General features: G+C 73.0%; 24 protein-coding genes and 1 tRNA gene. 17 read left to right on the top strand and 8 right to left on the bottom strand.

Annotation, left to right across the window (positions count from 1 at the left end; genetic code table 11):
- Positions 1-278: 278 nt before the first annotated feature.
- Complete coding sequence (locus tag ADL22_RS26395) at positions 279-1,838, top strand: dihydrolipoyl dehydrogenase family protein (RefSeq protein ID WP_079064437.1); 1,560 nt, start codon at positions 279-281, stop codon at positions 1,836-1,838.
- A gap of 209 nt (positions 1,839-2,047) precedes the next feature.
- Here ADL22_RS26395 and ADL22_RS26390 read toward each other — a convergent pair whose 3' ends face one another.
- Positions 2,048-2,524, bottom strand: a complete 477-nt coding sequence (locus tag ADL22_RS26390) for an SsgA family sporulation/cell division regulator (RefSeq protein ID WP_066984872.1) — start codon at positions 2,522-2,524, stop codon at positions 2,048-2,050.
- Positions 2,525-2,766: 242 nt separating this feature from the next.
- Between ADL22_RS26390 and ADL22_RS26385 the strand changes: the two genes are divergently transcribed.
- Together ADL22_RS26385 and ADL22_RS26380 are read left to right on the top strand one after the other, a co-directional pair.
- A complete protein-coding gene (locus ADL22_RS26385) occupies positions 2,767-4,461 on the top strand; it encodes an RDD family protein (RefSeq protein ID WP_066984869.1) in 1,695 nt (564 codons plus the stop codon).
- 225 nt (positions 4,462-4,686) lie between these two features.
- On the top strand, positions 4,687-5,508 hold the full coding sequence (locus tag ADL22_RS26380) for an RDD family protein (RefSeq protein WP_066984866.1): 822 nt from the start codon (positions 4,687-4,689) through the stop codon (positions 5,506-5,508).
- A gap of 78 nt (positions 5,509-5,586) precedes the next feature.
- Here the strand turns inward: ADL22_RS26380 and ADL22_RS26375 are convergent, their stop codons facing one another.
- A complete protein-coding gene (locus tag ADL22_RS26375) occupies positions 5,587-5,910 on the bottom strand; it encodes a hypothetical protein (RefSeq protein WP_066984863.1) in 324 nt (107 codons plus the stop codon).
- A 516-nt stretch (positions 5,911-6,426) separates the two neighbouring features.
- On the opposite strand from ADL22_RS26375, the gene ADL22_RS26370 reads away from it, so the two are divergent.
- Positions 6,427-8,817, top strand: a complete 2,391-nt coding sequence (locus tag ADL22_RS26370) for an immune inhibitor A domain-containing protein (RefSeq protein ID WP_066984859.1) — start codon at positions 6,427-6,429, stop codon at positions 8,815-8,817.
- A gap of 123 nt (positions 8,818-8,940) precedes the next feature.
- Positions 8,941-9,318, top strand: a complete 378-nt coding sequence (locus ADL22_RS26365; RefSeq protein ID WP_234430861.1) for a hypothetical protein — start codon at positions 8,941-8,943, stop codon at positions 9,316-9,318.
- A 74-nt stretch (positions 9,319-9,392) separates the two neighbouring features.
- On the opposite strand, the gene ADL22_RS26360 is transcribed toward ADL22_RS26365, so the two are convergent.
- The gene (locus ADL22_RS26360) at positions 9,393-9,989 is read right to left on the bottom strand and encodes an isochorismatase family protein (RefSeq protein WP_066984853.1); all 597 of its coding nucleotides are present in this window, start codon (positions 9,987-9,989) and stop codon (positions 9,393-9,395) included.
- 147 nt (positions 9,990-10,136) lie between these two features.
- Positions 10,137-11,465: a nicotinate phosphoribosyltransferase gene (locus ADL22_RS26355; protein WP_066984850.1), complete on the bottom strand. Its 1,329-nt coding sequence runs from the start codon at positions 11,463-11,465 to the stop codon at positions 10,137-10,139.
- Positions 11,466-11,605: 140 nt separating this feature from the next.
- On the opposite strand from ADL22_RS26355, the gene clpS reads away from it, so the two are divergent.
- From clpS to ADL22_RS26315, 8 genes are all read left to right on the top strand, one after another.
- Positions 11,606-11,959 (top strand): ATP-dependent Clp protease adapter ClpS, encoded by a 354-nt coding sequence (clpS, locus tag ADL22_RS26350; RefSeq protein WP_079064439.1) that lies wholly within the window; start codon positions 11,606-11,608, stop codon positions 11,957-11,959.
- Entirely contained in the window at positions 11,956-12,597 is a 642-nt protein-coding gene (locus ADL22_RS26345) for a DUF2017 domain-containing protein (RefSeq protein ID WP_066984845.1), read from the top strand. Before clpS ends, ADL22_RS26345 begins: the two co-directional genes overlap by 4 nt.
- A gap of 358 nt (positions 12,598-12,955) precedes the next feature.
- The gene (locus ADL22_RS26340; protein ID WP_066984842.1) at positions 12,956-14,446 is read left to right on the top strand and encodes an amino acid permease; all 1,491 of its coding nucleotides are present in this window, start codon (positions 12,956-12,958) and stop codon (positions 14,444-14,446) included.
- 97 nt (positions 14,447-14,543) lie between these two features.
- Positions 14,544-14,969, top strand: a complete 426-nt coding sequence (locus tag ADL22_RS26335; protein ID WP_066984838.1) for a Mov34/MPN/PAD-1 family protein — start codon at positions 14,544-14,546, stop codon at positions 14,967-14,969.
- A gap of 146 nt (positions 14,970-15,115) precedes the next feature.
- Complete coding sequence (locus ADL22_RS26330) at positions 15,116-15,295, top strand: putative leader peptide (RefSeq protein WP_066984836.1); 180 nt, start codon at positions 15,116-15,118, stop codon at positions 15,293-15,295.
- A 217-nt stretch (positions 15,296-15,512) separates the two neighbouring features.
- Entirely contained in the window at positions 15,513-15,794 is a 282-nt protein-coding gene (locus ADL22_RS26325) for a MoaD/ThiS family protein (protein WP_066984832.1), read from the top strand.
- Between the two features lie 6 nt (positions 15,795-15,800).
- Positions 15,801-16,751, top strand: a complete 951-nt coding sequence (locus tag ADL22_RS26320) for a PLP-dependent cysteine synthase family protein (RefSeq protein WP_066984830.1) — start codon at positions 15,801-15,803, stop codon at positions 16,749-16,751.
- Between the two features lie 302 nt (positions 16,752-17,053).
- Positions 17,054-17,806 carry an MBL fold metallo-hydrolase gene (locus ADL22_RS26315; protein ID WP_066984827.1) on the top strand — a complete coding sequence of 251 codons (753 nt, stop codon included), beginning with the start codon at positions 17,054-17,056 and terminating at the stop codon, positions 17,804-17,806.
- 121 nt (positions 17,807-17,927) lie between these two features.
- Here ADL22_RS26315 and ADL22_RS26310 read toward each other — a convergent pair whose 3' ends face one another.
- Positions 17,928-19,196: a PTS transporter subunit EIIC gene (locus ADL22_RS26310; protein WP_066984824.1), complete on the bottom strand. Its 1,269-nt coding sequence runs from the start codon at positions 19,194-19,196 to the stop codon at positions 17,928-17,930.
- A 243-nt stretch (positions 19,197-19,439) separates the two neighbouring features.
- Positions 19,440-20,774, bottom strand: a complete 1,335-nt coding sequence (locus ADL22_RS26305) for a PTS transporter subunit EIIC (protein ID WP_066984821.1) — start codon at positions 20,772-20,774, stop codon at positions 19,440-19,442.
- A gap of 225 nt (positions 20,775-20,999) precedes the next feature.
- On the opposite strand from ADL22_RS26305, the gene ADL22_RS26300 reads away from it, so the two are divergent.
- The 4 genes from ADL22_RS26300 to rdgB all read left to right on the top strand — a co-directional run bounded on the left by ADL22_RS26300 (position 21,000) and on the right by rdgB (position 23,378).
- Positions 21,000-21,233 carry a glucose PTS transporter subunit EIIB gene (locus ADL22_RS26300; RefSeq protein ID WP_066984818.1) on the top strand — a complete coding sequence of 78 codons (234 nt, stop codon included), beginning with the start codon at positions 21,000-21,002 and terminating at the stop codon, positions 21,231-21,233.
- A gap of 110 nt (positions 21,234-21,343) precedes the next feature.
- A complete protein-coding gene (gene rph, locus ADL22_RS26295) occupies positions 21,344-22,075 on the top strand; it encodes a ribonuclease PH (protein ID WP_066984814.1) in 732 nt (243 codons plus the stop codon).
- Between the two features lie 235 nt (positions 22,076-22,310).
- Positions 22,311-22,733 carry a hypothetical protein gene (locus ADL22_RS26290; protein ID WP_066984811.1) on the top strand — a complete coding sequence of 141 codons (423 nt, stop codon included), beginning with the start codon at positions 22,311-22,313 and terminating at the stop codon, positions 22,731-22,733.
- Between the two features lie 9 nt (positions 22,734-22,742).
- Complete coding sequence (rdgB, locus tag ADL22_RS26285; protein WP_066984808.1) at positions 22,743-23,378, top strand: RdgB/HAM1 family non-canonical purine NTP pyrophosphatase; 636 nt, start codon at positions 22,743-22,745, stop codon at positions 23,376-23,378.
- 70 nt (positions 23,379-23,448) lie between these two features.
- Here rdgB and ADL22_RS26280 read toward each other — a convergent pair.
- A tRNA-Leu gene (locus ADL22_RS26280) sits at positions 23,449-23,523 on the bottom strand.
- A 111-nt stretch (positions 23,524-23,634) separates the two neighbouring features.
- The gene (locus tag ADL22_RS26275) at positions 23,635-25,176 is read right to left on the bottom strand and encodes an MFS transporter (RefSeq protein WP_066984806.1); all 1,542 of its coding nucleotides are present in this window, start codon (positions 25,174-25,176) and stop codon (positions 23,635-23,637) included.
- Between the last annotated feature and the right edge of the window lie 308 nt (positions 25,177-25,484).

Below are 25,484 nucleotides of genomic sequence, written 5' to 3'. Positions count from 1 at the left end.
CGGTGCGGCTGTCGCTTCGCGTCGCTCCCTTCCGCGCACTACCCTGCGCGGCTCGGCTCGGCTCGGCTCGGCTCGGCCCGGCCGCCCCGCCCCCGTTCGCCCCGGCCCGTGAGGCGACCCGTACGCGACTCGTCCCTGCCGGGCGGCCCCCGGGCGCCGGATGCGCCGCGGGCGTGGCGGCCCGAGGATGGCCGGGAGGGCCCGGAGGAGCCCGGGCCGACTCCAGGCCCGGCAGGGCCGGCGGCAGGGAAGCGGCAGGGAAGCGAGGGCGAGGGCGGATGGCAGCGGAGCGGGAGACGCGAGGGGACACGGCGGGGGAGCGGGAGGCGGGAGCGGAGACGGCGGCGGGGACAGCGGCGAGCGGCGCCGCCCCCGGAGCCGCCCCCGGCGCCGGTGATGCGTACGGCGCGCACGGTACCCACGACACGTACGACGTCATCGTCCTCGGTGGCGGGCCCACCGGGGAGAACCTCGCCGACCGGGTGCACGCGGCGGGGCTGAGCGCGGTGCTGGTGGAGCACGAGCTGGTCGGGGGCGAGTGTTCGTACTGGGCGTGCATGCCGAGCAAGGCGCTGCTGCGGCCGGTCGCGGCGCGGGACGGGGCGCGGCGGGTGGCCGGGGCGAAGGGCGCGGTGACCGGGCCGCTGGACGCGTCCGCGGTGCTGGCGCGGCGGGACGCGTTCGCCGCGCACTGGCGGGACGAGGGGCAGGTCCGCTGGCTGGACGGCGCCGGGATCGACCTGGTGCGCGGCCGGGGGCGGCTGGACGGGCCGCGGCGGGTGGTGGTGGACGGCGGGCGGACGCTCATCGCCCGGCACGCGGTCGCGGTGTGCACCGGCAGCCGCCCGGTGCTGCCGGACGTGCCGGGGCTGGCCGACGCCCGGCCGTGGACGAGCCGGGAGGCCACCAGCGCCCAGGCCGTACCGGGGCACCTGGTGGTCGTGGGCGGCGGGGTCGTCGGGGTGGAGATGGCCACGGCCTGGCGGGCGCTGGGCGCCGAGGTGACGATGCTGGTCAGGGGGGACGGGCTGCTGCCCCGTATGGAGCCGTTCGCGGGGGAGTTGGTGGCCGACGCGCTGCGGGAGGCCGGGGTGGACGTACGGACCGGGACGGGCGTGCGGGAGGTGCGGCGGGCCGGGAACGGCGGGCCGGTCACCGTCGTACCGGATCCCGGGGACGGGATCGTGGCGGACGAGGTGCTGATCGCCACCGGGCGGGCGCCGCGGACCGGGGATCTGGGGCTGGAGACCGTGGGGCTGACCCCGGGGGAGTGGCTGGAGGTGGACGACAGCCTGCGGGTCACCGGGGTGCCGGGCGGCTGGCTCTACGCCGCCGGGGACGTCAACCACCGCGCGCTGCTGACCCACCAGGGCAAGTACCAGGCCCGGGTCGCCGGTGCCGCGATCGCCGCCCGGGCCCGCGGGGTCCCGATCCTGGAGAGCGACCGCTGGGGCGCGCACAGCGCCTCCGCCGACCACCACGCCGTCCCGCAGGTGGTGTTCACCGACCCGGAGGCCGCCGCGGTCGGGCTGACCGCCGCCGAGGCCGAGCGGGCCGGCCACCGCGTCCGGGCGGTCGACCACGACCTGGGCGCGGTGGCCGGCGCGTCCCTGTACGCGGACGGCTACCGGGGCCGCGCCCGGATGGTCGTCGACCTCGACCGCGAGGTGCTGCTCGGCGCCACCTTCGTCGGGCCCGGCGTCGCCGAACTGCTGCACGCGGCCACCGTCGCGGTCGCCGGGGAGGTCCCCCTGGAGCGGCTCTGGCACGCCGTCCCCTCTTACCCGACGATCAGCGAGATCTGGCTCCGGTTGCTGGAGACGTACCGCGGCGACTGAGGCGGCGGAGGGGTACGGAGGGGGCGGGCACGACTGCGGGGACTGACGCGGCGGAAACGGGCGCCGGGACGGGGCCGCCGCCCCCGGGAGCGTCGGCGCTGTCCCGGGGAGCGGCGGCGCGGTCCCGGTAGGCCCGGTCCCGGTGGACCCGCTCCCGGTAGACCCGGCCCACGGTCCCGGTAACGGGACCCCCGCCGGCGTCGCCACCGTTACGCCCCTGGTTCGGGGCATTCGTCCGTCCCCCAGGGGTCGTTGGGGCCGGCGTCGTCCCGGGAGGCCAGCGCCAGCAGCGCGGTCAGCCCTTTGTCGAGCCCCAGGTGCGTACCCTCCGAGCCCGGCGGCACGATCCGCAGGGTGCGCTCCAGCCAGGCCGACACCGCGCCGGCCGGCGCCTCCAGCAGCGCTTCCCCGTCCGGCGAGTCCAGCGCCACGCAGACCAGGCTGCGGCCGTCCCGCTTCGCCGGCCACACCCGTACGTCGCCCTCCCCGGACGGCCGGAAGACGCCCTCGACGAGGAGTTCCCGGGCGAACGTCCAGTGGACGGGGGAGTCCGACCCGATGTGGAAGATGACGTGGACGGCGTAGGGGTCGTCGGTCCGGTACGTCAGCCGGGCCGGCACCGGAATGGTTCGCTCCGGCGACAGGACCAGGCCCAGCTCAAGCTCTCGCTCCACCACGGTGTGCATCGGTTTCCGCCTCTCTCAGCTCCCTGAACGCGGGCCCCGTGCGCGGACCCGCACCGGATGAGAGCGGGCGGCGGCCGGACTCTTACACGGGTTCCGGCGACTTTTTTCCGCGCCCGGGGGCAGACGCCCGGGGCAGGCCGTGAACACCGGTACGACGCGGGGTCTGATAGATGTGGACGCCGCGTTGCGGCAGACTGCACCCCGACACCCACCAGGCCGAGAACAGATACGGGACTTCGGACATGAGCGCCCCTACCGCAGGATCCGCCGGCGGCAGCCCCACGCCAGGCTTCTACCCGGACCCGTCCATCCCCGGCTACATCCGGTACTGGAACGGTGCCGCGTGGGTGCCGGGCACCAGCCGCCCGGCCCCGGCCGAGGGCGAGCCGATGCCGGCCCCGCCGCCCGGCGCTGCCCCGGCGGCGCCCGCGCCCGCCGCCGTCGAGGAGACCGGCCCGGTGTTCCTGGACGAGGCCGGGCCGGCCGGCTCCGGTTCCGCGGCCCCGGCCGTCCGCCCCCGGGGCGAGGTGGCGCAGACGGGGTGGGACGACCCGGCCCGGCTGCACGGCGGCAGCCCGGAGGGGGCGCCCTCCTGGCACGCCGACGCGTCCCGGCAGAGCGGCTTCGGCGACGACGGCCGGGTCTCCTGGGGCGCGCCCGGCCAGCCGCCCGCCGGGGCACCGGCCGGCGGCGCGGCCTGGGGCCAGCTGCCGCCGCAGCGCGGCGCGGAGAACGACGAGGCCGCGGCCGAGGCGCCGGGCGCGGCGCGGCCCGCGGACGGCGGGACGGTCGCCATCCGGGCCGTCAATCCGGCGGCCCGCCGCGGTGCCGGCGACCACGGGACGACGGCGATCCGCGCGGTGCGGCCCGGGGGGCAGCCCGTGAACCCGTCGGCGGATCCGTCAGCGAATCCGTCGTCGCAGTCGTCAGGGAATCCGGCGGTGAATCCGGCGGGGAACGCGCCTGCCAATTCCCCGGCGAACGCTCCGGCCAAGGACCAGGGCACCGCCGTCTTCCGGGCGGTCGGGCCGGACGCGGGCGAGACCGGGCGGCCCGCCCCGAAGGACGGGACCATGGCCTTCCGGCTCCCGGCCGCGAACCGTCCGCCGAACGCCCCGTCCACCGGCGGCGCCCCGCAGGCCCAGCAGCCCCCGCAGCCGCTGCCGGCCACCGGCGCCGCACCGGGCCCGCAGCAGTCCGCCCAGCAACCCGTCCAACACCCCGCCCAGCAGCAGCCCGGCCGGCAGTCCGTCCCGCAGGCGCAGGGCCCGCAGGCGGCCCGTCCGGCCGACCGGTCGCCCGCGCAGCCCCCGGCCGCCCCCGCCCCCGCGCCCGGCCCCGGCCTCCCGCCGCAGGGCGGCGCGCCCGGGGACGACGGCGTCATCCCCTGGAAGCCGCCGGCCGCCGACATCTTCTTCGCCGCCGCGCAGGCCGCCCAGGGCCACCCGGCGCCGCTCGGCCGCCGGCTCGCGGCCCGGCTGATCGACACCCTGGTGCTGGCCGCGGTCACCCTCGCGGTGGCGCTGCCGATGTGGTCCACGGTCACCGACCACCTCGACGCCAAGGTCCACGCGGCCAAGCTGTCCGGCCGCCAGGTGACGGTCTATCTGGTGGACGGCACCACCGCCCCGGTCTTCCTGACGATCCTGGCGGTCATCCTGATCGGCGGCGGCCTGTACGAGGTGCTGCCGACCCTCAAGTGGGGCCGGACGCTGGGCAAGAAGCTCTGCGGCGTCCGGGTGCTGGACATCGAGAGCCACGACACCCCGGAGCTGGGGCAGGCCGTCAAGCGCTGGCTGGTCTACGGCGTTCTCGGGGTCCTGGTCGTCGGCGTGGTCAACGCCGTGTGGTGCCTGTTCGACAAGCCGTGGCGGCAGTGCTGGCACGACAAGGCGGCCCGCACCTTCGTCGCCACGGACGCGGCGTCGGACGACTGACCGTCAGGCGGGCTGCCCCCTGGGGCTGCCCGCTGCCCGGCCGTCCCCCGGGGCCCTCCAGCCCCCGGCCGTTCCCCAGGGCCGCGGCCGCCCGGCCAGCCCCCGGGGAGCGCACCCCGGCGCTCCCCACCTCGTCACGCGCCCCGTCACCCGCCCCGGCGGCCCGGGTCCGCCGATCGGACGCCGCCGGATGCGGTGCCCGGCCGCAGGCGGTCGACTCGGGCCATGAGTACCGACCAGCCCCGGCCCGGCTCCGGTGAACCGCCGGAGCACGACCCGTTCCTGAAGCCGCCGCCGCGGCCCCCGGCGGGCGGCACCCCGAACGGCGGCGCCCGGCCCGCCGACGCCCCGCGCAACGGCACCTCGCACGGCCCCGGCCCGGCCGGCCCCACCGGCTCCGGCGGCACCCCGCCGCCCGGGGGCACCCCGCCCCCGCCCCCGCCCGGTGGCGGCCCCTACGGCGGCGGCCAGTACGGCGGACCGTACGCGGGCGGCCCCTACGGCAGCGGCCCGCACGGCGGCGGCCCGCCACCGGGCGGGCCCTACGGCCCCGGCCAATACGGGACCGGGCCGTACGGGTCGGACCCCCTGGCCGGAATGCCGCCGCTGGCCAACCGGGGCAAGCGGCTGCTGGCGCGGATCATCGACGCGATCATCATCGGCGTACCGGTCACCCTGATCATGAACGCGATCGTCGGCTGGGTGGACTACTTCAGCACCAGCAACGTGGAGACGAGCAAGCAGGCGACGGTCTCCGGCGTGACGATGCTGGTGTACCTGATCTACGAGGGGCTGATGCTCACCAGCCGCGGCCAGACGCTCGGCAAGATGGCGATGCGGATCCGGGTGGCGATGCTCTCCAACGGCTCGATCCCCACCCCGCAGGCCGGCTGGACCCGGGCCGCGGTCTACACGCTGCCGGAGATCGTCCCGTGCTGCGGTTTCATCTTCTGGCTGATCAACGTCCTGTGGTGCACCTGGGACAAGCCGTACCAGCAGTGCCTGCACGACAAGGCGGCCCGGACGGTGGTGGTGGCGACGGACTGACGGGGGCGAAGCGACGGCGAACTGGCGAGCTGACGGAACGTCAGATGGGGGCGCCCCCGGTCCGTTGACGTCCGGGGGTCAGTGGAAGTGCCCGCCGGGTCGGCTCCCGGTGGTGCGGCGGTTGGGCGTCGTCCCCGGGGGTGCGAACCCGGCGTCCGGGCCCGGTACGGAGTGCAGCGGGGCGGGTGCCCCGGGGGACGCGGTGCCGCCGCGGCGGACCACCCGGGAGACGCCGGGCATCGGGACCGTCATCGCCACCAGGAGCCCGAGTCCGAGGCCGGCCAGGGCGATGACCGCGACGCCGATGCCGGTCTCGGTCTGGGAGAGCAGCAGCATCGCCAGGGTGGAGAGAAAGACGGTGGCCGAACCGTAGACGAGCTGGGTGACGGTCGGACGAGGCATGGCGGATCCGTCCTCGGGAGGGCCGGCGGGGGCGGCGGTCGGCGGGGCGACGGTCAACAGGGGCAGCGGTCAACAGGGGCAGCGGTCACCAGATGTGACGGTCAACAGGTGCGGCGGTCGGGCGCGAAGGGCCGCAGGCGCGCCACCGGGCGGCGGGCCTACGGTCCTTTGTGCCCGACCGGTGTCCCGGGTAAGCGTGACCTAACCCACCGGCCCGGAGCACGGGGGCGCACGGCTCCGCCCGACGGGCCGCCCCGGCCGGCGTCCGGCCTGCTGGCGGCGGGGGCGCATGCGCGTACGGCATATCCGTCCGCGCGCCGCGGGAGGCCGGCGGCGAGCGCGCGCCGCACCGCACCGGACTGTGCGGAAGCTGTGCCTCCGCTGTCCGATAACTGTGCATCGCAAGCCGGATAACGTACTTGGGCGTGCACACACGCGTCAAGATCTGTCTTTTCTTCCCCACATCCGGTCGAATGCCCTCCAGCATCGGCCAGTTGATGGGGAGGGCACCCTCACGTGAGAAACCACCGAAGACTGTTCGGAACGGCCGCCCTGGCCACGGCACTCGCCGCGACCGGGGCGGCCGTTCTCCCGGCCGGGACGGCCGCCGCCGACCCGGCCCCGGCCGCCGCGGCCGCCGTCCGCCACGACCCGGCGCCCGAACGCGCCGACGCCCACGACCTCAAGGGCCCGTACAGCGAACGGCAGGCGGCGCAGCGGACCGAGGCGCTCCGCCAGGTCATATCCGGCGACGCCAAGGCCGACCAGCGCGGCGGCTCCAAGGTCGTCCGGCTCGGCAAGGGCAAGTACGTCGAACTCGCCCGGGAGAAGACCGACAAGATCTTCACGATCCTGGTGGACTTCGGCGACAAGGTCGACGACACCACCATGTACGACCCGGACGGCGACGGTCCGCTGCCCCCGGTGAAGAAGTACGGCGGCACCCCCGGCCCGGCCCACAACCAGATAGCCAAGCCGGACCGCACCAAGGACAACAGCACCGCCTGGCAGGCGGACTTCAACCGCCAGCACTTCCAGGACCTCTACTTCTCGCACGACAAGAAGAAGGAGTCGCTGGCCAAGTACTACGAGCGGCAGTCCTCGGGCCGCTACTCCGTCGACGGCCAGGTCTCCGACTGGGTCCGCGTCCCGTGGAACGAGGCCCGCTACGGCTCGAACTACTGCGGCTCCACCAACTGCCCCAGCGCCTGGGACCTGATCCGCGACGCGGTCAACCAGTGGGTCGCCGACCAGAAGGCCAAGGGCCGCACCGACGCCCAGATCAAGGCGGACCTCGCCCAGTACGACCAGTGGGACCGCAACGACTACAACCACAACGGCAACTTCAACGAGCCGGACGGCTACATCGACCACTTCCAGATCGTGCACGCCGGTGAGGACGAGTCGGCCGGCGGCGGCGTCCAGAAGACCGACGCCATCTGGGCGCACCGCTGGTACGCGTACGGCACCGACGCCGGCAAGACCGGCCCCGCGGCCAACAAGGCCGGCGGTACCCAGATCGGGGACACCGGCTTCTGGGTCGGCGACTACACCATGCAGCCGGAGAACGGCGGACTCGGCGTCTTCGCCCACGAGTACGGCCACGACCTCGGCCTGCCGGACGAGTACGACACCACCGGCAAGGGTGAGTCGTCGGTGGACTTCTGGTCGCTGATGTCGGCCGGCTCCTGGCTGGGCCGCGGCAAGGACGCCATCGGCGACCTGCCCGGCGACCTCAGCGCCTGGGACAAGCTCCAACTGGGCTGGCTGAACTACGACAAGGCCAAGGCCGCGACCGCGTCCCGGCACACCCTGGGCGTCGCCGAGTACAACACGCGCAACAAGCAGGCCCTCGTCGTCGAGCTGCCCGCGAAGAAGGTCACCACCGAGATCGTCAAGCCCGCCCAGGGCGCCGCGCAGTGGTGGAGCGGGATGGGCGACGACCTGTCCAACACCCTCACCCGTACGGTGGACTTGACGGGTAAGTCCAGCGCCGCGCTGACCCTCAAGGGCTGGTGGGACACCGAGAAGGACTACGACTACGTCTACGCCGAGGTCTCCACGGACGGCGGCGCCAACTGGACGCCGCTGGACGGCACCGCGAACGGCAAGGCGCTGCCCCGCGACGCCTCCGGCAAGCCCGCGCTGAGCGGCACCGTCACCGCCCACCAGGACCTGGCCTTCCCGCTCGACGCCTACGCCGGCAAGAAGATCGGCCTCCGCTTCCGCTACCAGACCGACGGCGGCGTCGCCCAGAAGGGCTTCACCTTCGACGCCCTGACGCTCACCGCGGACGGCGCCCCGCTCTTCGCCGACGACGCCGAGCGGGGCGACAACGGCTGGACGGCCAAGGGCTTCTCGCGGATCGGCGCGTCCATCACCAAGGACTACCCGCAGTACTACCTCGCCGAGAACCGCCAGTACGTCTCCTACGACCAGACCCTCAAGTCCGGCCCGTACAACTTCGGTTGGCGCTCCACCCGCCCCAGCTGGGTCGAGCACTTCCCGTACCAGAACGGCGTGCTGATCTGGCTGTGGGACACCTCGCAGCGGGACAACAACGTCGGCGTGCACCCCGGCGTCGGCCGGATCCTCCCGGTCGACTCGCACCCGGTGGCCGAGCGCTGGGCCGACGGCACGCTGATGCGCAACCGCTTCCAGGCGTACGACTCGACCTTCACCCGCGCCCGCACCGACGCGCTGACCCTGCACAAGGACGGCGCCACGGTGAAGATCGCCTCGAAGCCGGGCGTGCCGGTCTTCGACGACCACAGCGGGGTCTACCGCGACGCCGCCAACCCGACCGGCGGGGTGATCGTTCCTGACACCAACACCCAGATCAAGATCGCCAAGGAGGCCCGGGACGGCTCCACGGTGGTCCTGAACGTGGGACCCGCGAGTAAGTAAAAAGTAAAAGCCGCAGGTCAGAGACTTATCGGCCGTCGCCCCCTAGCGGGCGGCGGCCGATAGGCGTTTAGATGCGTCTTGCAGTTCCTTGTTGACGCCGAGTCTCACGGGGGAGATATGAGGATGACCCGAGGCGGCTTCGCCAGGCTTCCGGGCGGGAGCGTGGTGGTCGCCCTCTCGCTGCCCAGACCGGACCACGGCCCGCTCTGCGGCCCGTACGACGGCGGCTGCCGCATCCGGGTCCTGGTGCACGCCGCGAACCGCTCGCGCGCCCTGACCAGGCTGCGCAACCTCGGCCTGCGGTCGGTGTACCTCCGCGGCAACACCGAACCGCCGTCCCCGGACGAGATCACCGCGGTGCTGCACCACCCCGACGGCCTGGTCTGGCGCGAGGCCCCCGACGACGACACCGAGTCCTGGCACCCGATACGGGCGCTGCTGCGGCCCCGGCAGGCGGGCGCGGCGGCCGGACCGGCGGGGATCAGCCCGTCCGGCGTCTGAGGCGCCCCGTAGGCCCGCCGGGCCGCCGTACGCCCGCCGGGCCGCCGTACGTCCGCCGGGCCCGTACGGCCCGCTCAGGCGCCGGCCAGCACCGGCTTGCCGGTCAGCTCCACCCCGGCCGCGCGCAGCTCCGCGAGCGCCGCCCCGGTGGTCTCCGGCGCGACCCCGGCCGTCAGGTCCAGCAGGACGCGGGTGGCGAACCCCGCGCGCACGGCGTCCAGCGCGGTGGCCCGTACGCAGTGGTCGGTGGCGATCCCCACCACGTCCACCTCGCTGACCTCCCGCTCCCGCAGCCAGTCCGCGAGCGCGACGCCGTGCTCGTCGGTGCCCTCGAAACCGCTGTACGCGGCCGCGTACGCGCCCTTGGAGAAGACCGCGTCCACGGCGCCGGCGGCGACGGCCGGCGCGAAGTTCGGGTGGAAGCCGCTGCCCTCGGTGCCCGCCACGCAGTGCGCGGGCCACGACTCCCGGTAGTCGGGCTCGTCGGCGAAGTGGCCGCCGGGGTCGATGTGGTGGTCGCGGGTGGCGACGACATGGCGGTAGCCGCTGCCGGCCGCGGCGCCGACCAGGTCGGTGATGGCCGCCGCGACGTCCGCGCCGCCCGCCACCGCGAGGCTGCCGCCCTCGCAGAAGTCGTTCTGGACGTCGACGACGATCAGTGCCCGGTGCATGGTGCGTGCCTTCCGGCTCGGGTCGGGGTGGGGGAGGAGGGGCGTGCCGCTGATGCGGCCGAGGGTAGCCACTGCGGGCGGCGGGCGGGAGGGGCGGCGCGCGCACGCGCCGCGGACCGCCCGCCGCCGGGCGATCGGACGGCCGGCTCAGACGAACTCGGTCGGCAGCACCGGCTCACCGCGCGAGAGCTGGGTCGCGGACAGCGGCAGCCCGGCGCGGGCCGCGAGGTGGCGGGTCCGGGCCGCGTCCAGCGGCTCCCGGGCCACCACCTGCCCGCCGCTGATCAGCGGCACCTGGAGCAGCCGGTCGGCCAGCTCGGCCGGCACCGGCCCGGTGCCCACCACCTCGGCCTCGGCCACCCCCTCCTCGTCCAGCCGCCGCGCGGCCCACTTCCGGCCGCCCGCCGAGGACTTGGCGCCCATCGACTTCTTCGCCACCGGCCGCAGCGGCGCCCCCGGCTCGTCGCTGTCCGCGCGGGCCACCAGCTTGTAGACCATCGAGCAGGTCGGGTGCCCGCTGCCGGTCACCACCTGCGTGCCGACGCCGTACGCGTCCACCGGCGCGGCGGCCAGCGAGGCGATGGCGTACTCGTCCAGGTCGCTGGTCACCACGATCTTGGTCTTGGTGGCGCCCAGCTCGTCCAGCTGCTGGCGCACCCGGTGTGCGATCAGCAGCAGGTCCCCGGAGTCGATCCGGACGGCGCCCAGGCCCGGCCCGGCCACCTCCACGGCGGTGCGCACCGCCTCGGTGACGTCGAAGGTGTCCACCAGCAGCGTGGTGCCGCTGCCGAGCGTGTCGACCTGCGCGGTGAAGGCGTCCCGCTCGCTGTCGTGCAGCAGCGTGAAGGCGTGCGCGCTGGTGCCGACGGTGGGGATGTTGTAGCGGAAGCCGGCGGCCAGGTCGGAGGTGACGTGGAAGCCGCCGACGTACGCGGCGCGGGCCGCGGCCACCGCGGACAGCTCGTGGGTGCGCCGGGCGCCCATCTCCATCAGCGGCCGGTCGCCGGCCGCCACCGCCATCCGGGACGCGGCCGCGGCCACCGCCGAGTCGTGGTTGAGGATGGAGAGGATCACCGTCTCCAGCACCACCGCCTCGGCGAAGGTGCCCTCCACCCGCATGAGGGGCGAGCCGGGGAAGTAGACCTCGCCCTCCGGGTAGCCCCAGATGTCGCCGCGGAAGCGGTAGTCGGCCAGCCAGTCCAGCGTCGGGCCGTCCAGGATGCCGCGCTCGCGCAGGAAGCCCAGGATCGTCTCGTCGAAGCGGAAGTTCTCCACCGCGTCCAGCACCCGGCCGGTGCCGGCCACCACGCCGTAGCGCCGGCCCTCCGGCAGCCGCCGGGTGAAGACCTCGAAGACCGACCGCCGGTGCGCGGTCCCGGCCCGCAACGCGGCCTGCAGCATGGTGAGTTCGTACTGGTCGGTGAAGAGCGCAGTCGACGGCACGGCCACCGGCAGCCCCAGGTCTGCTGTGTTCATACGGGAGACTCTACCCCGAATACTCGTCAGTTTGACGATAGTGGCCCGGGGGCGGCCGTCCGGGCCCGGCGCGCGGCGGCGGCGCGGCCCGGCGGGGGCCGTTTGTGCGCCCCGGGCCCCCTGGTGGCAGCATGGGCCCTGTGAGCGCCCACCCGTCACCCACGAGCACCCTGCGGCCGCACCACGGCAGCCTCAGCGTCCCGGTCGAGATCGAGCGTCCGGAAGCCAGTGAGGCCCCGTTCGCGGTGCCCGAGCCCGACGTCCCGTGGGTCACCATCGTTCACAACGACCCCGTGAACCTCATGAGCTATGTCTCCTACGTCTTCCAGACGTACTTCGGCTACTCCAAGGACAAGGCGCACCGGCTGATGCTCGACGTCCACCACAAGGGCCGCGCGGTCGTCTCCAGCGGCAGCCGCGAGGAAATGGAGCGCGACGTGCAGGCGATGCACGGCTACGGACTGTGGGCGACGCTCCAGCAGGACCGCGGATGACCGGCCGCTTCGAACCGCTGCCCGGGGGCGGCGCGGCCGCCCCGCTCGACGAGGTCGAGATCTCCATCCTGCGCAGCCTCGCCGTCCAGCTGCTGGAGCTGATCGGGCCCGGCACCGCGCCGGCCGGCTCCGGGTCCGGCGCCGAGGGCGGCTCCGGGACCGGCTCCGACGCCGCCTCCGCGGAGGACGAGATGCTCGCCGCGCTGTTCGCCGAGGGCCCCAGCGAGCCGCCGTCCGACCCGGTACTGGCCCGGCTCTTCCCCGACGCCTACGGCGGCCCCGACACGGTCCCCGACGACGGGGTCCGGGCCGCCGCCGCGGAGTTCCGCCGCTACACCGAGAACGACCTGCGGGCCCGCAAGCGCGAGGACGCGCTGGCGCTGATCCGCGCGCTGGACGGGCTGTCGGCGGAGGACGGCGGGGCGGTGCTGCGCCTGAAGCCCGACGAGTGCCGGCGCTGGCTCGGCGCGCTCAACGACCTCCGGCTCGCCATCGGCACCCGCCTGGAGGTCACCGACGAGGACGACGGCGGGGAACTGCTGCGGCTGCCGGACAGCGATCCGCGCAAGCCGATGGTGCTGGCGTACTTCTGGCTGGGCGGGCTCCAGGAGACCCTGGTCGAGGCGCTGACGGGCTGACCGGCCGGCCCGGGGGCCGCCCGGCGGCTCCGGCGCGCACCGGGGCGCGCGGCGCCTCCGCCTAGCGGATGTTCGCTCAGCGGAGGCTCAAATCCGGATAACGATCGCATCTCCATACCCGTGCGCCGTGTGGTGAATTCGGTCACTTGTTCCGTTTTTTCTGTGCAGTGGATCACTCCGACCCTGGTCGATCTACGGCACCTCGTGATAAAAGTTCTCGACCTGCCGTGAGTGACGCCACCCCTGTCGCTGCGGGAGCGCTGAGCCGGCCGACCGTCGGCGTGCAGGAACTCCATCCGGGGGGATCGGGACCCGATCCGGAAAGAACCGGGTCGGTATGGAGAAAGGCGCACCACTCATGACCTCTGTGCAGGTCGACAAACACCGCGACGGCAACGAGGCCGCTGGCGAGGCTCCCGAAGAGGGCTACCAGCGGGGTCTGGGCAATCGCCAGATCCAGATGATCGCCATTGGTGGCGCCATCGGTACCGGCTTGTTCCTCGGAGCGGGCAAGGCCATTTCCAAGGCCGGACCGAGCATCATCCTGGCGTACGCCATCGTCGGTCTGGTCATCTTCCTCATCATGCGGGCCCTGGGCGAACTGCTCATGTACCGGCCCGTCTCCGGCTCGTTCTCCGAGTACGGCCGGGAATTCCTCGGCCCGTTCATCGGATTCGTCACGGGCTGGACGTACTGGCTCTTCTGGGTCGTCACCGGCATCACGGAAGTGACCGCCGCGGCCACCTACGTACAGTATTGGAACAAAGGCATACCGCAATGGGCCTCGGCGCTGGTCTTCACCGTCGCGCTCTTCGGTATCAACCTCATCTCGGTGAAGATCTTCGGTGAACTGGAATTCTGGTTCTCGATGGTCAAGGTCACCGCGATCATCGGCATGATCCTGATCGGCCTCGGCGTCATCACGCTCGGTTTCTCCAAGGCCGGCGACACCGCCTCGTTCACCCTGCTCTGGTCGCACGGCGGCTTCTTCCCCAAGGGCATCGGCGGCACGCTGATGACCCTGCAGATCGTGATGTTCGCGTTCCTCGCCGTCGAACTCGTCGGCGTCACCGCGGGCGAGGCGACCGACCCGAAGAAGGTCCTCCCCAAGGCGATCAACACCGTGCCGTGGCGGATCGGCCTCTTCTACATCGGCGCGCTCATCATCATCCTGTCCGTGGTCAGCTGGACGGTCTTCAAGCCGGGCGTCAGCCCCTTCGTCGCCGCCTTCCAGCGGATCGGCCTGCCGGCCGGCGCCGGCATCGTCAACTTCGTCGTGCTGACCGCCGCGCTGTCCTCGGCCAACTCCGGGATGTACTCCACCGGCCGGATGCTGCGCGACCTCGCGCTCAACGGCCAGGGCCCGAAGTTCTTCACCAAGCTCAGCAAGAACGGCCTGCCCACCTGGGGCACCGGCCTCTCGGTCGCCCTGATGCTGGTCGGCGTCTACATCAACTACCAGTGGCCCGGCGACGCGTTCAACTACGTCGTCTCCTTCGCCACCATCTCCGGTATGTGGGCGTGGATCGTCATCCTGCTCTCGCACCTGCGCTACCGGGCCAAGGTCAACCGCGGTGAACTCCCGCCGTCCGACTTCCGGGCCCCCGGCGCCCCGTTCACCACGATCTTCGCGCTGGCCTTCATCGCCATGGTGATCGTGATGATGGGCGTCGACCCGGACGCCCGGATCTCGCTCTACGCGGCGCCCCTGTGGGCGATCGTGATGGGCGTGGGCTACCTGGCCATCAAGCGCCGGGACGCGGCGGCGCTCGCCGCGACGGCCCCGGCCGACCGGGGCGCCAAGGCCGGCGGTGCCAAGGCCGGCGGCACCAAGGGCACCAAGGACTGACCGGGACGAACCCCCCGGAATCCACCGGCTGTCCAGCATGCGGGCCGGTGCGTACCACTCTTCGGTACGCACCGGCCCCGCTGTTTATTCTTGCCGCATGCTGACCCTCACCAAGGCCCTTCACGACCGGATCGTCGAGCACGCCCGCCAGGACCACCCCGACGAGGCGTGCGGCGTGGTCGCGGGCCCGGCCGGCAGCGGCCGCCCCGAGCGGTTCGTCCCGATGCTCAACGCCGCCCGCTCGCCCACCTTCTACGAGTTCGACTCCGCCGACCTCCTCAAGCTCTACCGCGAGATGGACGACCGGGACGAGGAGCCGGTCATCATCTACCACTCGCACACCGCCACCGAGGCGTACCCCTCGCGCACCGACATCTCCTACGCCAACGAGCCCGGCGCGCACTACGTCCTGGTCTCCACCGCCGACACCGACGGCGCCGGCCCGTTCCAGTTCCGCTCGTTCCGCATCGTGGACGGCGAGGTCACCGAGGAAGAGGTCCGGATAGTCGAGGCGTACACCTGAGCCGCCGCCGTGACCTGGGCGTTCCTCCCCGGTCACGGCGGGTGCCGGACGCCGGCCCCGCCCCGCGTCCCACCTGGTGTGCAGCGAACGTCCGCATCATGGGACGAGGTTCCAGAACCCGGACCGGGAATCGATACGATGACCGCATGGTTGAGCATGCCGTGAGCGCGGTGAGGGAGCACAGGCAGCGGGCGCTGCCGCCTGCGCGGTGCGCCGCGCGCCGCTCCGCGTCCGCCCTCCTGGGCGCCTTCGGCTGCGGAGCCGCCCGGCTGCACATCGACCTGTGCCGCCTCTCCAGCGCCATCTGTCCGCGCCGCGCCGCGTAAGCGAGCCCGCCGCCGGCCCGCGGCGCCCCACCGCCGCACCCGCCCGCCCGGGCCGGACCCCGCGCCCCCGGCGCGCCCGGCCCGCCGCACCGCCCCGGTGCTCCCGGGCACCGCACCCGCACCGCCTGCACCGCATCGCACGCACCGCACAGCACCGCAGAAGCACGCACGCACCGCACCCGCCACCGCACCGCCGAACTCCGACAGGAGCACTCCCATGGCCATCGAGGTCCGCATCCCGACCATCCTGCGCAGCTACACCGACGGGCAGAAGGCCGTCGAGGGCAGCGGCGCCACGCTCGACGAACTCCTCAAGGACCTCGACGGCCGCCACCCCGGCATCCGCGAGCGCCTGATCGACGACGCCGGCGAGCTGCGCCGCTTCGTGAACGTCTACCTCAACGACGAGGACGTCCGCTTCCTGGACGGCCTGACCACCGGCCTCGGCGACGGCGACAGCGTGACGATCCTGCCGGCGGTGGCCGGCGGACGGGCCTGAGCGGCCGTGCGGTACGACTCCCCGCTGGCGGCGGTCGGGAACACCCCTCTCGTCCGCCTCCCGCGCCTGTCCCCCTCCGCGGACGTCCGGATCTGGGCGAAGCTGGAGGACCGCAACCCCACCGGCTCGGTCAAGGACCGGCCCGCGCTGCACATGATCGAGCAGGCGGAGAAGGACGGCCGGCTCACCCCGGGCTGCACGATCCTGGAGCCCACCAGCGGCAACACCGGCATCTCGCTCGCCATGGCGGCCAAGCTCAAGGGCTACCGCATCGTCTGCGTGATGCCGGAGAACACCTCCTCCGAGCGGCGCGAACTGCTCGCCATGTGGGGCGCGGAGATCATCTCCTCGCCCGCCGCGGGCGGCTCCAACACCGCGGTGAAGGTCGCCAAGGAGCTGGCCGCCGAGCACCCGGACTGGGTGATGCTCTACCAGTACGGGAATCCCGACAACGCCGGCGCCCACTACGCCACCACCGGCCCGGAGATCCTCGCCGACCTGCCCTCGGTCACCCACTTCGTGGCCGGGCTGGGCACCACCGGCACGCTGATGGGCGTCGGCCGCTATCTGCGCGAGCACGTCCCCGGCGTGCAGATCGTCGCCGCCGAGCCCCGCTACGACGACGTCGTCTACGGCCTGCGCAATCTCGACGAGGGCTTCATCCCCGAGCTGTACGACGAGTCGGTGCTGACCACCCGCTTCTCGGTCGGCTCCGAGGACGCCGTCCGCCGCACCCGCGAACTCCTGCAGTCCGAGGGCATCTTCGCGGGCGTCTCCACCGGCGCGGCCCTGCACGCCGCGCTCGGCGTGGCCCGCAAGGCGGTCCGGGCCGGCGAGAGCGCCGACATCGTCTTCGTCGTCGCCGACGGCGGCTGGAAGTACCTCTCCACCGGCGTCTACACCGCCGAGTCCACCGAGGCGGCCATCGCGGCGCTGCACGGCCAGCTCTGGGCCTGACCGCCCGGGGCCGCGGGGAACGGCCGTACGGGACGAGGGGGGCGGCCCCCGGCGCACGCGCCGGGCGCCGGCCCCCTTCCGCTCTCCGGAAGCGCCGGCGTACGTGCGTACGGGGCGGCAGCCCACACTGGTGATTCCGCCCACAGCTCGCCCCGCCCGGGGCGCCACAGGCCCCCTCGCGCCTTACGCTCGTGGGCACCGCACCGACCGCCAAGGACCCGGCAGCAGCCCGGCACGGCACCGCCGGATCACCCCGTACCGGACCGCCGGCCGCCACCCCGCCCACGGAGGTTCACGCCCGCATGAAGCTCACCGTCGTCGGATGCTCGGGGTCGTTCCCCTCCATGGAATCGGCCTGTTCGAGCTACCTCCTGGAGGCCGACGGCTTCAGGCTGCTCCTCGACATGGGCAACGGCGCCCTCGGCGAGCTGCAGCGCCACTGCGGTCTCTACGACCTGGACGCCGTGCTCCTGTCGCATCTGCACGCCGATCACTGCATCGACCTGTGCGGCTACTTCGTCGTCCGCTACTACCGCCCCGACGGCGGCCGCTGCGCGCCGATGCCGGTCTACGGGCCGGCCGGCACCGAGCGGCGGCTGACCGCCGCGCACGCCGACCTGCCGCACGAGGCGGCGATGAGCGAGGTCTTCGACTTCCGCACGCTGACCCCGGGGACGAGCGCCATCGGCCCGTTCACCGTCCGCGCCGAACGGGTCAGCCACCCCGTCGAGGCGTTCGGCTTCCGCATCGAGCACGGCGGCCGCGCGCTGACGTACTCCGGCGACACCGGCCCGTGCGAGGCGCTGGACACCCTCGCCGCGGGCACCGACCTCTTCCTGTGCGAGGCGTCCTTCACCCACGGCAAGGAGGACATCCCCGACCTGCACCTCAACGGCCGGGAAGCCGGCGAGCACGCCCGGCGGGCCGCGGCGGCCCGGCTGGTGCTCACCCACATCCCGCCGTGGACCGACCCGGACATCAGCGTCCGGGACGCGCAGAAGGTCTACGACGGGCCGGTCGAGGTCGCCAAGGCCGGCGCGGTCTACGAGATCTGACCGCCGGGCCCCCGGCGGACGAGCCGGCGCGGCGGTACCGAAAGGCCCGAGGTACCGAAAGGCCCCGGGCCCCCTTCCCGTACGGAAAGGGGGCCCGGGGCCAATCGGCGGGGGAGGCGGGCTACTTGGCCTCGGCCTTCTGGAGTTCCGCCAGCTCCTCGTCGGACTCGCGGCCCGGCGTGGGGATGTTGAACTTGGTGATCGCGAAGCGGAAGACGGCGTAGTAGACCGCCGCGAAGCACAGGCCGACCAGCGCCAGCCCCCAGGGGTTGGTGGCGATGCCGAGGTTGAGGCCGAAGTCGATCGCGCCGGCCGAGAAGCCGAAGCCGTCCTTCATGCCCAGCGCCCAGGTCAGCGCCATGGACACACCGGTGAGCACCGCGTGGATCGCGTACAGCACCGGCGCGAGGAACATGAACGTGAACTCGATCGGCTCGGTGACGCCGGTGAAGAACGCGGTCAGCGCGAGCGAGAACATCATGCCGCCGACGACCTTGCGGCGCTCGGGGCGGGCGCAGTGCACGATGGCCAGGCAGGCGGCCGGCAGCCCGAACATCATGATCGGGAAGAAGCCGGTCATGAACTGGCCGGCGCTCGGGTCGCCGGCCAGGAAGCGGGCGATGTCGCCGTGCTTGCCGTGGAAGTCACCGGCCTGCAACCACGGGAAGGAGTTCAGCAGGTGGTGCATGCCGACCGGGATCAGCGCGCGGTTGGCGACACCGAAGATGCCCGCGCCCGCGGCGCCCGAGCCGACCAGCCAGGTGCCGAAGTTGTGCAGGGCGGTGCCGAGCACCGGCCAGATGAGTCCGAAGACGATGCCTATCACCAGGCCCGCGAAGGCCGACAGGATCGGCACCAGCCGGCGGCCGCCGAAGAAGCCCAGCCAGTCGGGCAGCTTCTTGCGGTAGTAGCGCTGGTAGAGCAGGGCCACGACCAGGCCCATCACCACACCGCCGAGCACACCGGCGTTCACCGGCGCCTCGTTCATGACGATCTTGCCGTCCACGACCGCGGCGACCTTGGGGAGGTTCTTGTCGGTGAAGGTGGCTAGCACCTTCTGGAAGACCAGGTAACCGGTCACCGCGGCCAGCGCGGTCGAGCCGTCCGACTTCTTGGCGTAGCCGATCGCGATGCCGACGGCGAACAGCAGCGGCATGTTGTCGAGGATCGCGTTGCCGCCCGCCGTCATGTACCCGGCGATCTTGGTGAGGACGGTCGGCAGCCCCGCGTGCCCGAGCAGGTCATCGTGACCGAGGCGGACGAGCAGGGCGGCCGCGGGCAGCACCGCGACCGGCAGCATCAGGCTGCGGCCGATGCGCTGTAGAACAGCCATCGCGCCGGAACCCTTTTTCTTCTTGTCGGCCGCGGGGGCGGCACTGGCCGTGGACACAACTTCCTCCAGTGGGCAAGGCGCCGCCCGGGCAAAAGGGGTGGGGATGGCGGCGTCTCAAGGACGCGGCCGGACCCGGCCGCATGGTCCACACCAATCAAAGTGGTGTAGACCTGTTGTAGCACGGGGAAGGCGCCGCGAGGAACCTGCGGAATGCCCCGCTTGCGTTATTGCCCCGGAGGAAAACCGGGCGATGTGCTCCCGGGCGGCATTCGGGCCGCTTCCGGGCCGCCGCGGGGCGGCCTATTTCACGTTCTCGCGCTCCATCGCGTCCCCCACCTCGTCCGGCTCGCGGCCCGGTGTCTGGAGATCGAATTTCGTGATCGCGAAACGGAACAGCGCGTAGTAGAGGGCGGCGAGGCACAGCCCGATCGGGATGATCAGCCAGGGTTTTGTCGCCAGCCCCCAGTTGATGACGTAGTCGATCAGACCGGCCGAGAAACTGAAGCTGTCGTGCACCCCCAGCGCCCAGCTCACCGCCATCGACACCCCCGTCAGCACCGCGTGCAGCGCGTACAGCGCCGGGGCCACGAACATGAACGCGTACTCGATCGGCTCGGTGACGCCGGTGACGAACGAGGTCAGGCCGACCGACAGCATCATCCCGGCGATCTCCTTGCGGCGGTGCGGCCGCGCGCAGTGCGTGATCGCCAGCGCCGCGGCCGGCAGCGCGAACATCATCACCGGGAAGAAACCGGTGGTGAACTGGCCCGCCGACGGATCGCCGGCCAGGAAGCGGTTGATGTCGCCGTGCACCACCGTCCCGTCCGGCTCGGTGTAGCTGCCGAACTGGAACCACAGCGGGATGTTCAGGAACTGGTGCAGCCCGATCACCAGCAGCGCGCGGTTCGCCACCCCGAAGATCCCCGCGCCCCAGGCGCTCAGCGACGTCAGCCACTGACTGAACCGCATCAGCCCGTCGCCGACCGGCGGCCAGACGAACAGGCACACCACCGCGAAGAGCAGCCCGACGAACGCCATCACGATCGGCACCAGCCGGCGCCCGTTGAAGAAGCCCAGCCAGTCCACCAGCCGCACCCGGTGGAAGCGCTGCCACAGCCAGGCCGACAGGAAGCCCATCACGATGCCGCCGAAGACCCCCGGATTCTGGAACGCCGCCTGGGTCACCTTCGCCGACCGGTCCACGCACACCCCGTTCCACAGCCCGGCCTGGGTGTACGTCTGCCCCGTGGCGCAGCTCGACGGGAAGGCGTGCAGCACCGAGAAGTAGACGAGGAAGCCGACCACCGCCGCCAGCGCGGTCGAACCGTCCGACTTCTTCGCCATCCCGATCGCGACCCCGACGCAGAACAGCAGCGGCAGGCCCAGCGCGGAATCCAGCAGCGCGCCGCCGGCGCCCGCGAAGACCCGGGCGACGTCGCCCCAGCCGAGGCCCTTGGCGCCGAAGACGTCAGGCTGCCCGAGGCGGTTGAGGATGCCGGCGGCCGGCAGCACCGCGATCGGCAGCTGGAGGCTGCGGCCCATCTTCTGCAGGCCCTGGAAGAGCGCCGCCCCCCGGCTGCGCTCCGGCTTCGCGGGCCGCTTCCCCGGCGCCGCGCCCGCTGCCTTTGCACTCATCCGCGCCCTCCGCGTGCTCCGGCCCGGCCCGGCGGCGGCCGGCCCGCCGCTTGCCGCATACTGGTGGTGTAGACCACTTACGGGGTGCGCCCCAGGCGCCCCTTCGGTGATCGCCATCCTTCGCCAGACAGCGGACAAACGCCCATGGAACTGGGCTGAACGTGCGTTACGGTGTGGAATCCGAGCGGCGCCCCGCGCCGACGGCCGAGACAAGCAGGAGTGGACATGGCCAGCAAGGCTGAGAAGATCGTCGCCGGGCTCGGCGGACTCGACAACATCGAAGAGGTCGAGGGCTGCATCACCCGCCTCCGCACCGAGGTCAGCGACGCCGACCTCGTGGACGAGGCCGCTCTCAAGGCCGCCGGCGCCCACGGCGTGGTGAAGATGGGCACCGCGATCCAGGTCGTCATCGGCACCGACGCCGACCCGATCGCCGCCGAGATCGAGGACATGATGTGAGCCGCGCGCTCCTGACCCGCGGCTCATGACCCCCGAGGGCCCCGTTCCCGGTTTTCCGCCGTCCCCGGCACCGGAACGGGGCCCTCGGCGCAGCAGATAGGGTCGGGGCCATGTCTCGCATCGACGGCCGCACCCCCGAACAGCTCCGCCCGGTCACCATTGAACGCGGCTGGAGCAAGCACGCCGAAGGCTCCGTCCTGGTCTCCTTCGGCGACACCAAGGTCTTCTGCACCGCCAGCGTCACCGAGGGCGTCCCGCGCTGGCGCAAGGGCACCGGCGAGGGCTGGGTCACCGCCGAGTACGCGATGCTGCCCCGCTCCACCAACACCCGCGGCGACCGCGAGTCGGTCCGCGGCAAGATCGGCGGCCGCACCCACGAGATCTCCCGCCTCATCGGCCGCTCGCTGCGCGCCGTCGTCGACTTCAAGGCCCTGGGCGAGAACACCATCGTGCTGGACTGCGACGTCCTCCAGGCCGACGGCGGCACCCGCACCGCCGCCATCACCGGCGCGTACGTCGCGCTCGCCGACGCGGTCGCCTGGGCCCAGCGCAAGAAGCTGGTCAAGCACGGCCGCCGCCCGCTCACCGGCACGGTCAGCGCGATCAGCGTCGGCATCGTGGACGGCGTACCGCTCCTCGACCTCTGCTACGAGGAGGACGTCCGCGCCGAGACCGATATGAACGTCGTGTGCACCGGCGACGGCCGCTTCGTGGAGGTCCAGGGCACCGCCGAGGCGGCCCCCTTCAGCCGCGCCGAGCTCGACTCCCTCCTCGACCTCGCGGTCACCGGCTGCACCACCCTGGACACCTTCCAGCGCGAGGCCCTGGGCGAGACGCTCTGACGCGCAGGGGGGCGGCCGGCCCCGGCCCGGCGCGCTGTGGCGCCGGGCCTTGGCCCCACCCGCCGACCGCCTGAGGCACCCCCTCCGGCCCCTGGCCGATCTTCGCCCCCGCCCCCGCCCACCGGGCAACCCCTCCTCCCCACCCTGCGTTTCCTTCCGTGCGAGCCCGCCGGGCCGCTCCCGCACGCCCCGCCGGCCCCCGCGCCCGCCGTACGCCCCAAGGGAAGGAACGCCCATGCACCGCCCCGGCCCCCGACCGCGCCTGCGCCGCCGCACCGCCACCGCGCTCACCGCGTTAGCCGCCGCCGCCCTCGCGATACCCGCGCTCTCCGCGTGCAGCGCCGTGCAGAAGGCGATGGATTGCGCCAAGACCGCCACCGCGGTCGTCGACGGTGTCGACAAGCTCCAGAAGGCCGCCGGCCACGCCCTGGACGACCCCCAGGAGACCAACAAGGCCCTCGACGACCTCGACACCAAGCTCCAGCAGCTCAGCAAGTCCGCCCACGACCCCGAGCTGTCCAAGGCCGTCGACGCCATGAACCAGGGCATCAAGGACGCCCGCCGGGACATCGACGCGAACAAGGCCCCCAACCTCAAACCCCTCGCCGACGCGACGAGCCGGATCACCGCCCAGTGCACCCCGGGGGACAAGGAATAATCGGCTCCCATGGAGTCCCACACCGGTGAACGTCCCGCGGCCCCGCGCCGCCTCGTCCTCGCCACCCGCAACAACGGCAAGCTCGCCGAGCTGCGCGCGATCCTCGACGCGGCCGACCTCGATGTCGAACTGGTCGGGGCCGACGCCTACCCCGACGTCCCCGACGTCAAGGAGACCGGCGTCACCTTCGCCGAGAACGCCCTGCTGAAGGCCCACGCCCTCGCCCGGGCCACCGGCCACCCGGCCGTCGCCGACGACTCCGGCCTCTGCGTCGACGTCCTCGGCGGCGCGCCCGGCATCTTCTCGGCCCGCTGGGCCGGCCGGCACGGCGACGACCGGGCCAACCTCGACCTCCTGCTGGCCCAGCTCTCCGACATCGACGCCCCGCACCGCGCCGCCCACTTCGCCTGCGCCGCCGCCCTCGCCCTCCCCGACGGCACCGAACGCGTCGTCGAGGGCACCCTGAAGGGCGTCCTGCGCCGCACCCCCGCCGGCACCGGCGGCTTCGGCTACGACCCGATCCTCCAGCCCCTCGGCGAAACCCGCACCTGCGCCGAACTCACCCCGGCCGAGAAGAACGCCATCAGCCACCGCGGCAAAGCCTTCCGCGCCCTGGCCCCCCTCGTCCGCGAACTGCTGGGCTGACAACGCACCGTACGCACCGCACACACCGCGAACGGCCTCCCCTGCACGCAGGGGAGGCCGTTCGCGCGGGTGGGCCCGGTGGGACTCGAACCCACGACACACCGGACCTAAACCGGCGCCCTCTGGCCAGCTGGGGTACGGGCCCGCCGCGCCAACTCTACTGGGTCGCCTTCCGCGCCCGTCAGTGGATGGCCCGACCCCGTGCCGGTGGCCGAACGCCCCGGCCGGCCACCGGCCGTGGGGAGCGCCGCCCCCGTCAGAACCGCGGTTCCTGGGTGCGGGAGGCGATCAGGGCGACGGCTTCTTCCTTGGTGGCTACCGAGGGCGGGGAGCCGTCGAGGGGCTGCTGGGCGGTTTCCTTCATGGCGGCCACGGCGATGACGCCGACGAGGGCGGCGGCCATCGTGTAGTAGGCCGGGACCATGACGTTGTCGCCGAAGGCGTCCATCAGGGCGGTGATGACCAGCGGGGTGGTGCCGCCGAAGAGGGAGACGGCGAGGTTGTAGCCGATGGAGAGGGAGCCGTAGCGGACGCTGGTCGGGAAGAGCGCGGGGAGGGCCGCGGACATGGTGCCCAGGAGGCAGAGGAGGGAGAGGCCGAGGAGGGCCATACCGGCGGAAACGGCGAGCAGCGAGCCCTGTTTGACGAGGAGGAAGGCGGGGGCGGCCAGCAGCAGGAAGCCGAGCATGCCGGACATCAGCAGCGGCTTGCGGCCGTAGCGGTCGTTGAGCCGGCCGACGGTGGGCAGCAGGCACATCAGGACGACCATGGTGGCCAGCAGGACCAGGAGGCCGTGGGACTCGCTGTACTTGAGGGTGTCGGTGAGGTAGGTCGGCATGTACGACAGCAGCATGTAGTCGGTGATGTTGTACGCGCCGACCAGGGCGATGCAGAGGATGAGCGCGGGCCAGTGGTGGGTGAGGATCTCGCCCAGCTTCTTGCCCGGGGCGTTGGCGGAGAGGTGCGAGGAGTCGTCCTCGGCCGGGACGGCGGCCTCCGCGGCGCCGTTGCCCTGGGCCGCCTCGAACTTCTGGAAGGCCGGGGTCTCGTCCAGCTTCAGCCGCAGGTAGAGGCCGACCAGGCCGAGCGGACCGGCGACGAGGAACGGGATCCGCCAGCCCCAGGACAGCATCGCGTCCGGGCCCACGGCGGTGTTCAGCAGCAGCACGATCCCGGCGGCGCCGGTGTAGCCGAGCAGGGTGCCCATCTCCAGGAAGCTGCCGAAGAAGCCGCGCTTCTTGTCGGGCGCGTACTCGGCGATGAAGGTGGAGGCGCCGCCGTACTCGCCGCCGGTGGAGAAGCCCTGGACGAGGCGGAAGAGGATGAGCAGGGCCGGCGACCACATGCCGATGGCCGCGTAGGACGGGATCAGGCCGATGCAGAGGGTGCCCAGCGCCATCATGATCATGGTGAGGGCGAGGACCTTCTTGCGGCCGATGCGGTCGCCGAGCGGCCCGAAGTAGGCGCCGCCCAGGGGCCGTACGAGGAACGCCACGGCGAAGGTCGCGAAGGAGGACAGCAGACTGGTGGTCGAACTCCCGCTGGGGAAGAAGACCTTGCCGATGGTGACGGCCAGATAGCTGTAGATACCGAAGTCGAACCACTCCATGGCGTTGCCCAGGGCCGCGGCCTTCACGGCGCGCCGCACGGTCGGTTCGTCGGTGACCGTGATGTCGGTGCGGCGCAGCGGCGGGTTCCGGCGCCGGTCGATGGCGCGGAAGAGTGTCCAGTGGCGTCTGCGTGCGGCCGGGTCCGGCTCGGGCGCCCAGTGGCTGTCTTCGGTACCGAGGTGCGGCACGCGGCGGTCCTCCCGTTCGGTCGGTCGCGCGGTTCGGGTGCGCGGCCGGGGTGTGGGTGCTACGACGGGTGCGCCTGCGCGTTTCGGGCCGGGTCGAAACCCGGTGCGCGGCGAACGCGAGGTAGGTCACGCCGGCCCTTTCCCGAACGGTGCACGTCAGAGCGGCGCGGGGTTGCCGTACGGCGAGGGCTTGTTACAGGACTGGTACAAAGCCGAGCGGTCACCGCAGCATTCGGGCAACGGGTCTGTGTCGGGGGGAGAGGAGAGTGTCGGTGGCGAAACCGCACCTTTTGGCCGCAGGTCGCGCG

This window comes from Streptomyces sp. NRRL F-4489 (assembly GCF_001509485.1).
Classification (GTDB): domain Bacteria; phylum Actinomycetota; class Actinomycetes; order Streptomycetales; family Streptomycetaceae; genus Streptomyces.
This window is presented reverse-complemented; position numbering and strand designations above follow the sequence as displayed.

Coding starts and splice junctions, on each gene's coding strand:
- rph (WP_066984814.1), top strand. CDS start 21,344: ATGTCTCGCATCGACGGCCGCACCCCCGAACAGCTCCGCCCGGTCACC.
- ADL22_RS26375 (WP_066984863.1), bottom strand. CDS start 5,910: ATGCCTCGTCCGACCGTCACCCAGCTCGTCTACGGTTCGGCCACCGTC.
- ADL22_RS26385 (WP_066984869.1), top strand. CDS start 2,767: ATGAGCGCCCCTACCGCAGGATCCGCCGGCGGCAGCCCCACGCCAGGC.
- ADL22_RS26325 (WP_066984832.1), top strand. CDS start 15,513: ATGGCCATCGAGGTCCGCATCCCGACCATCCTGCGCAGCTACACCGAC.
- ADL22_RS26290 (WP_066984811.1), top strand. CDS start 22,311: ATGCACCGCCCCGGCCCCCGACCGCGCCTGCGCCGCCGCACCGCCACC.
- ADL22_RS26365 (WP_234430861.1), top strand. CDS start 8,941: ATGACCCGAGGCGGCTTCGCCAGGCTTCCGGGCGGGAGCGTGGTGGTC.
- rdgB (WP_066984808.1), top strand. CDS start 22,743: ATGGAGTCCCACACCGGTGAACGTCCCGCGGCCCCGCGCCGCCTCGTC.
- ADL22_RS26300 (WP_066984818.1), top strand. CDS start 21,000: ATGGCCAGCAAGGCTGAGAAGATCGTCGCCGGGCTCGGCGGACTCGAC.
- ADL22_RS26330 (WP_066984836.1), top strand. CDS start 15,116: ATGGTTGAGCATGCCGTGAGCGCGGTGAGGGAGCACAGGCAGCGGGCG.
- ADL22_RS26340 (WP_066984842.1), top strand. CDS start 12,956: ATGACCTCTGTGCAGGTCGACAAACACCGCGACGGCAACGAGGCCGCT.
- ADL22_RS26335 (WP_066984838.1), top strand. CDS start 14,544: ATGCTGACCCTCACCAAGGCCCTTCACGACCGGATCGTCGAGCACGCC.
- ADL22_RS26345 (WP_066984845.1), top strand. CDS start 11,956: ATGACCGGCCGCTTCGAACCGCTGCCCGGGGGCGGCGCGGCCGCCCCG.
- ADL22_RS26355 (WP_066984850.1), bottom strand. CDS start 11,465: ATGAACACAGCAGACCTGGGGCTGCCGGTGGCCGTGCCGTCGACTGCG.
- ADL22_RS26305 (WP_066984821.1), bottom strand. CDS start 20,774: ATGAGTGCAAAGGCAGCGGGCGCGGCGCCGGGGAAGCGGCCCGCGAAG.
- ADL22_RS26395 (WP_079064437.1), top strand. CDS start 279: ATGGCAGCGGAGCGGGAGACGCGAGGGGACACGGCGGGGGAGCGGGAG.
- ADL22_RS26390 (WP_066984872.1), bottom strand. CDS start 2,524: ATGCACACCGTGGTGGAGCGAGAGCTTGAGCTGGGCCTGGTCCTGTCG.
- ADL22_RS26315 (WP_066984827.1), top strand. CDS start 17,054: ATGAAGCTCACCGTCGTCGGATGCTCGGGGTCGTTCCCCTCCATGGAA.
- ADL22_RS26360 (WP_066984853.1), bottom strand. CDS start 9,989: ATGCACCGGGCACTGATCGTCGTCGACGTCCAGAACGACTTCTGCGAG.
- ADL22_RS26380 (WP_066984866.1), top strand. CDS start 4,687: ATGAGTACCGACCAGCCCCGGCCCGGCTCCGGTGAACCGCCGGAGCAC.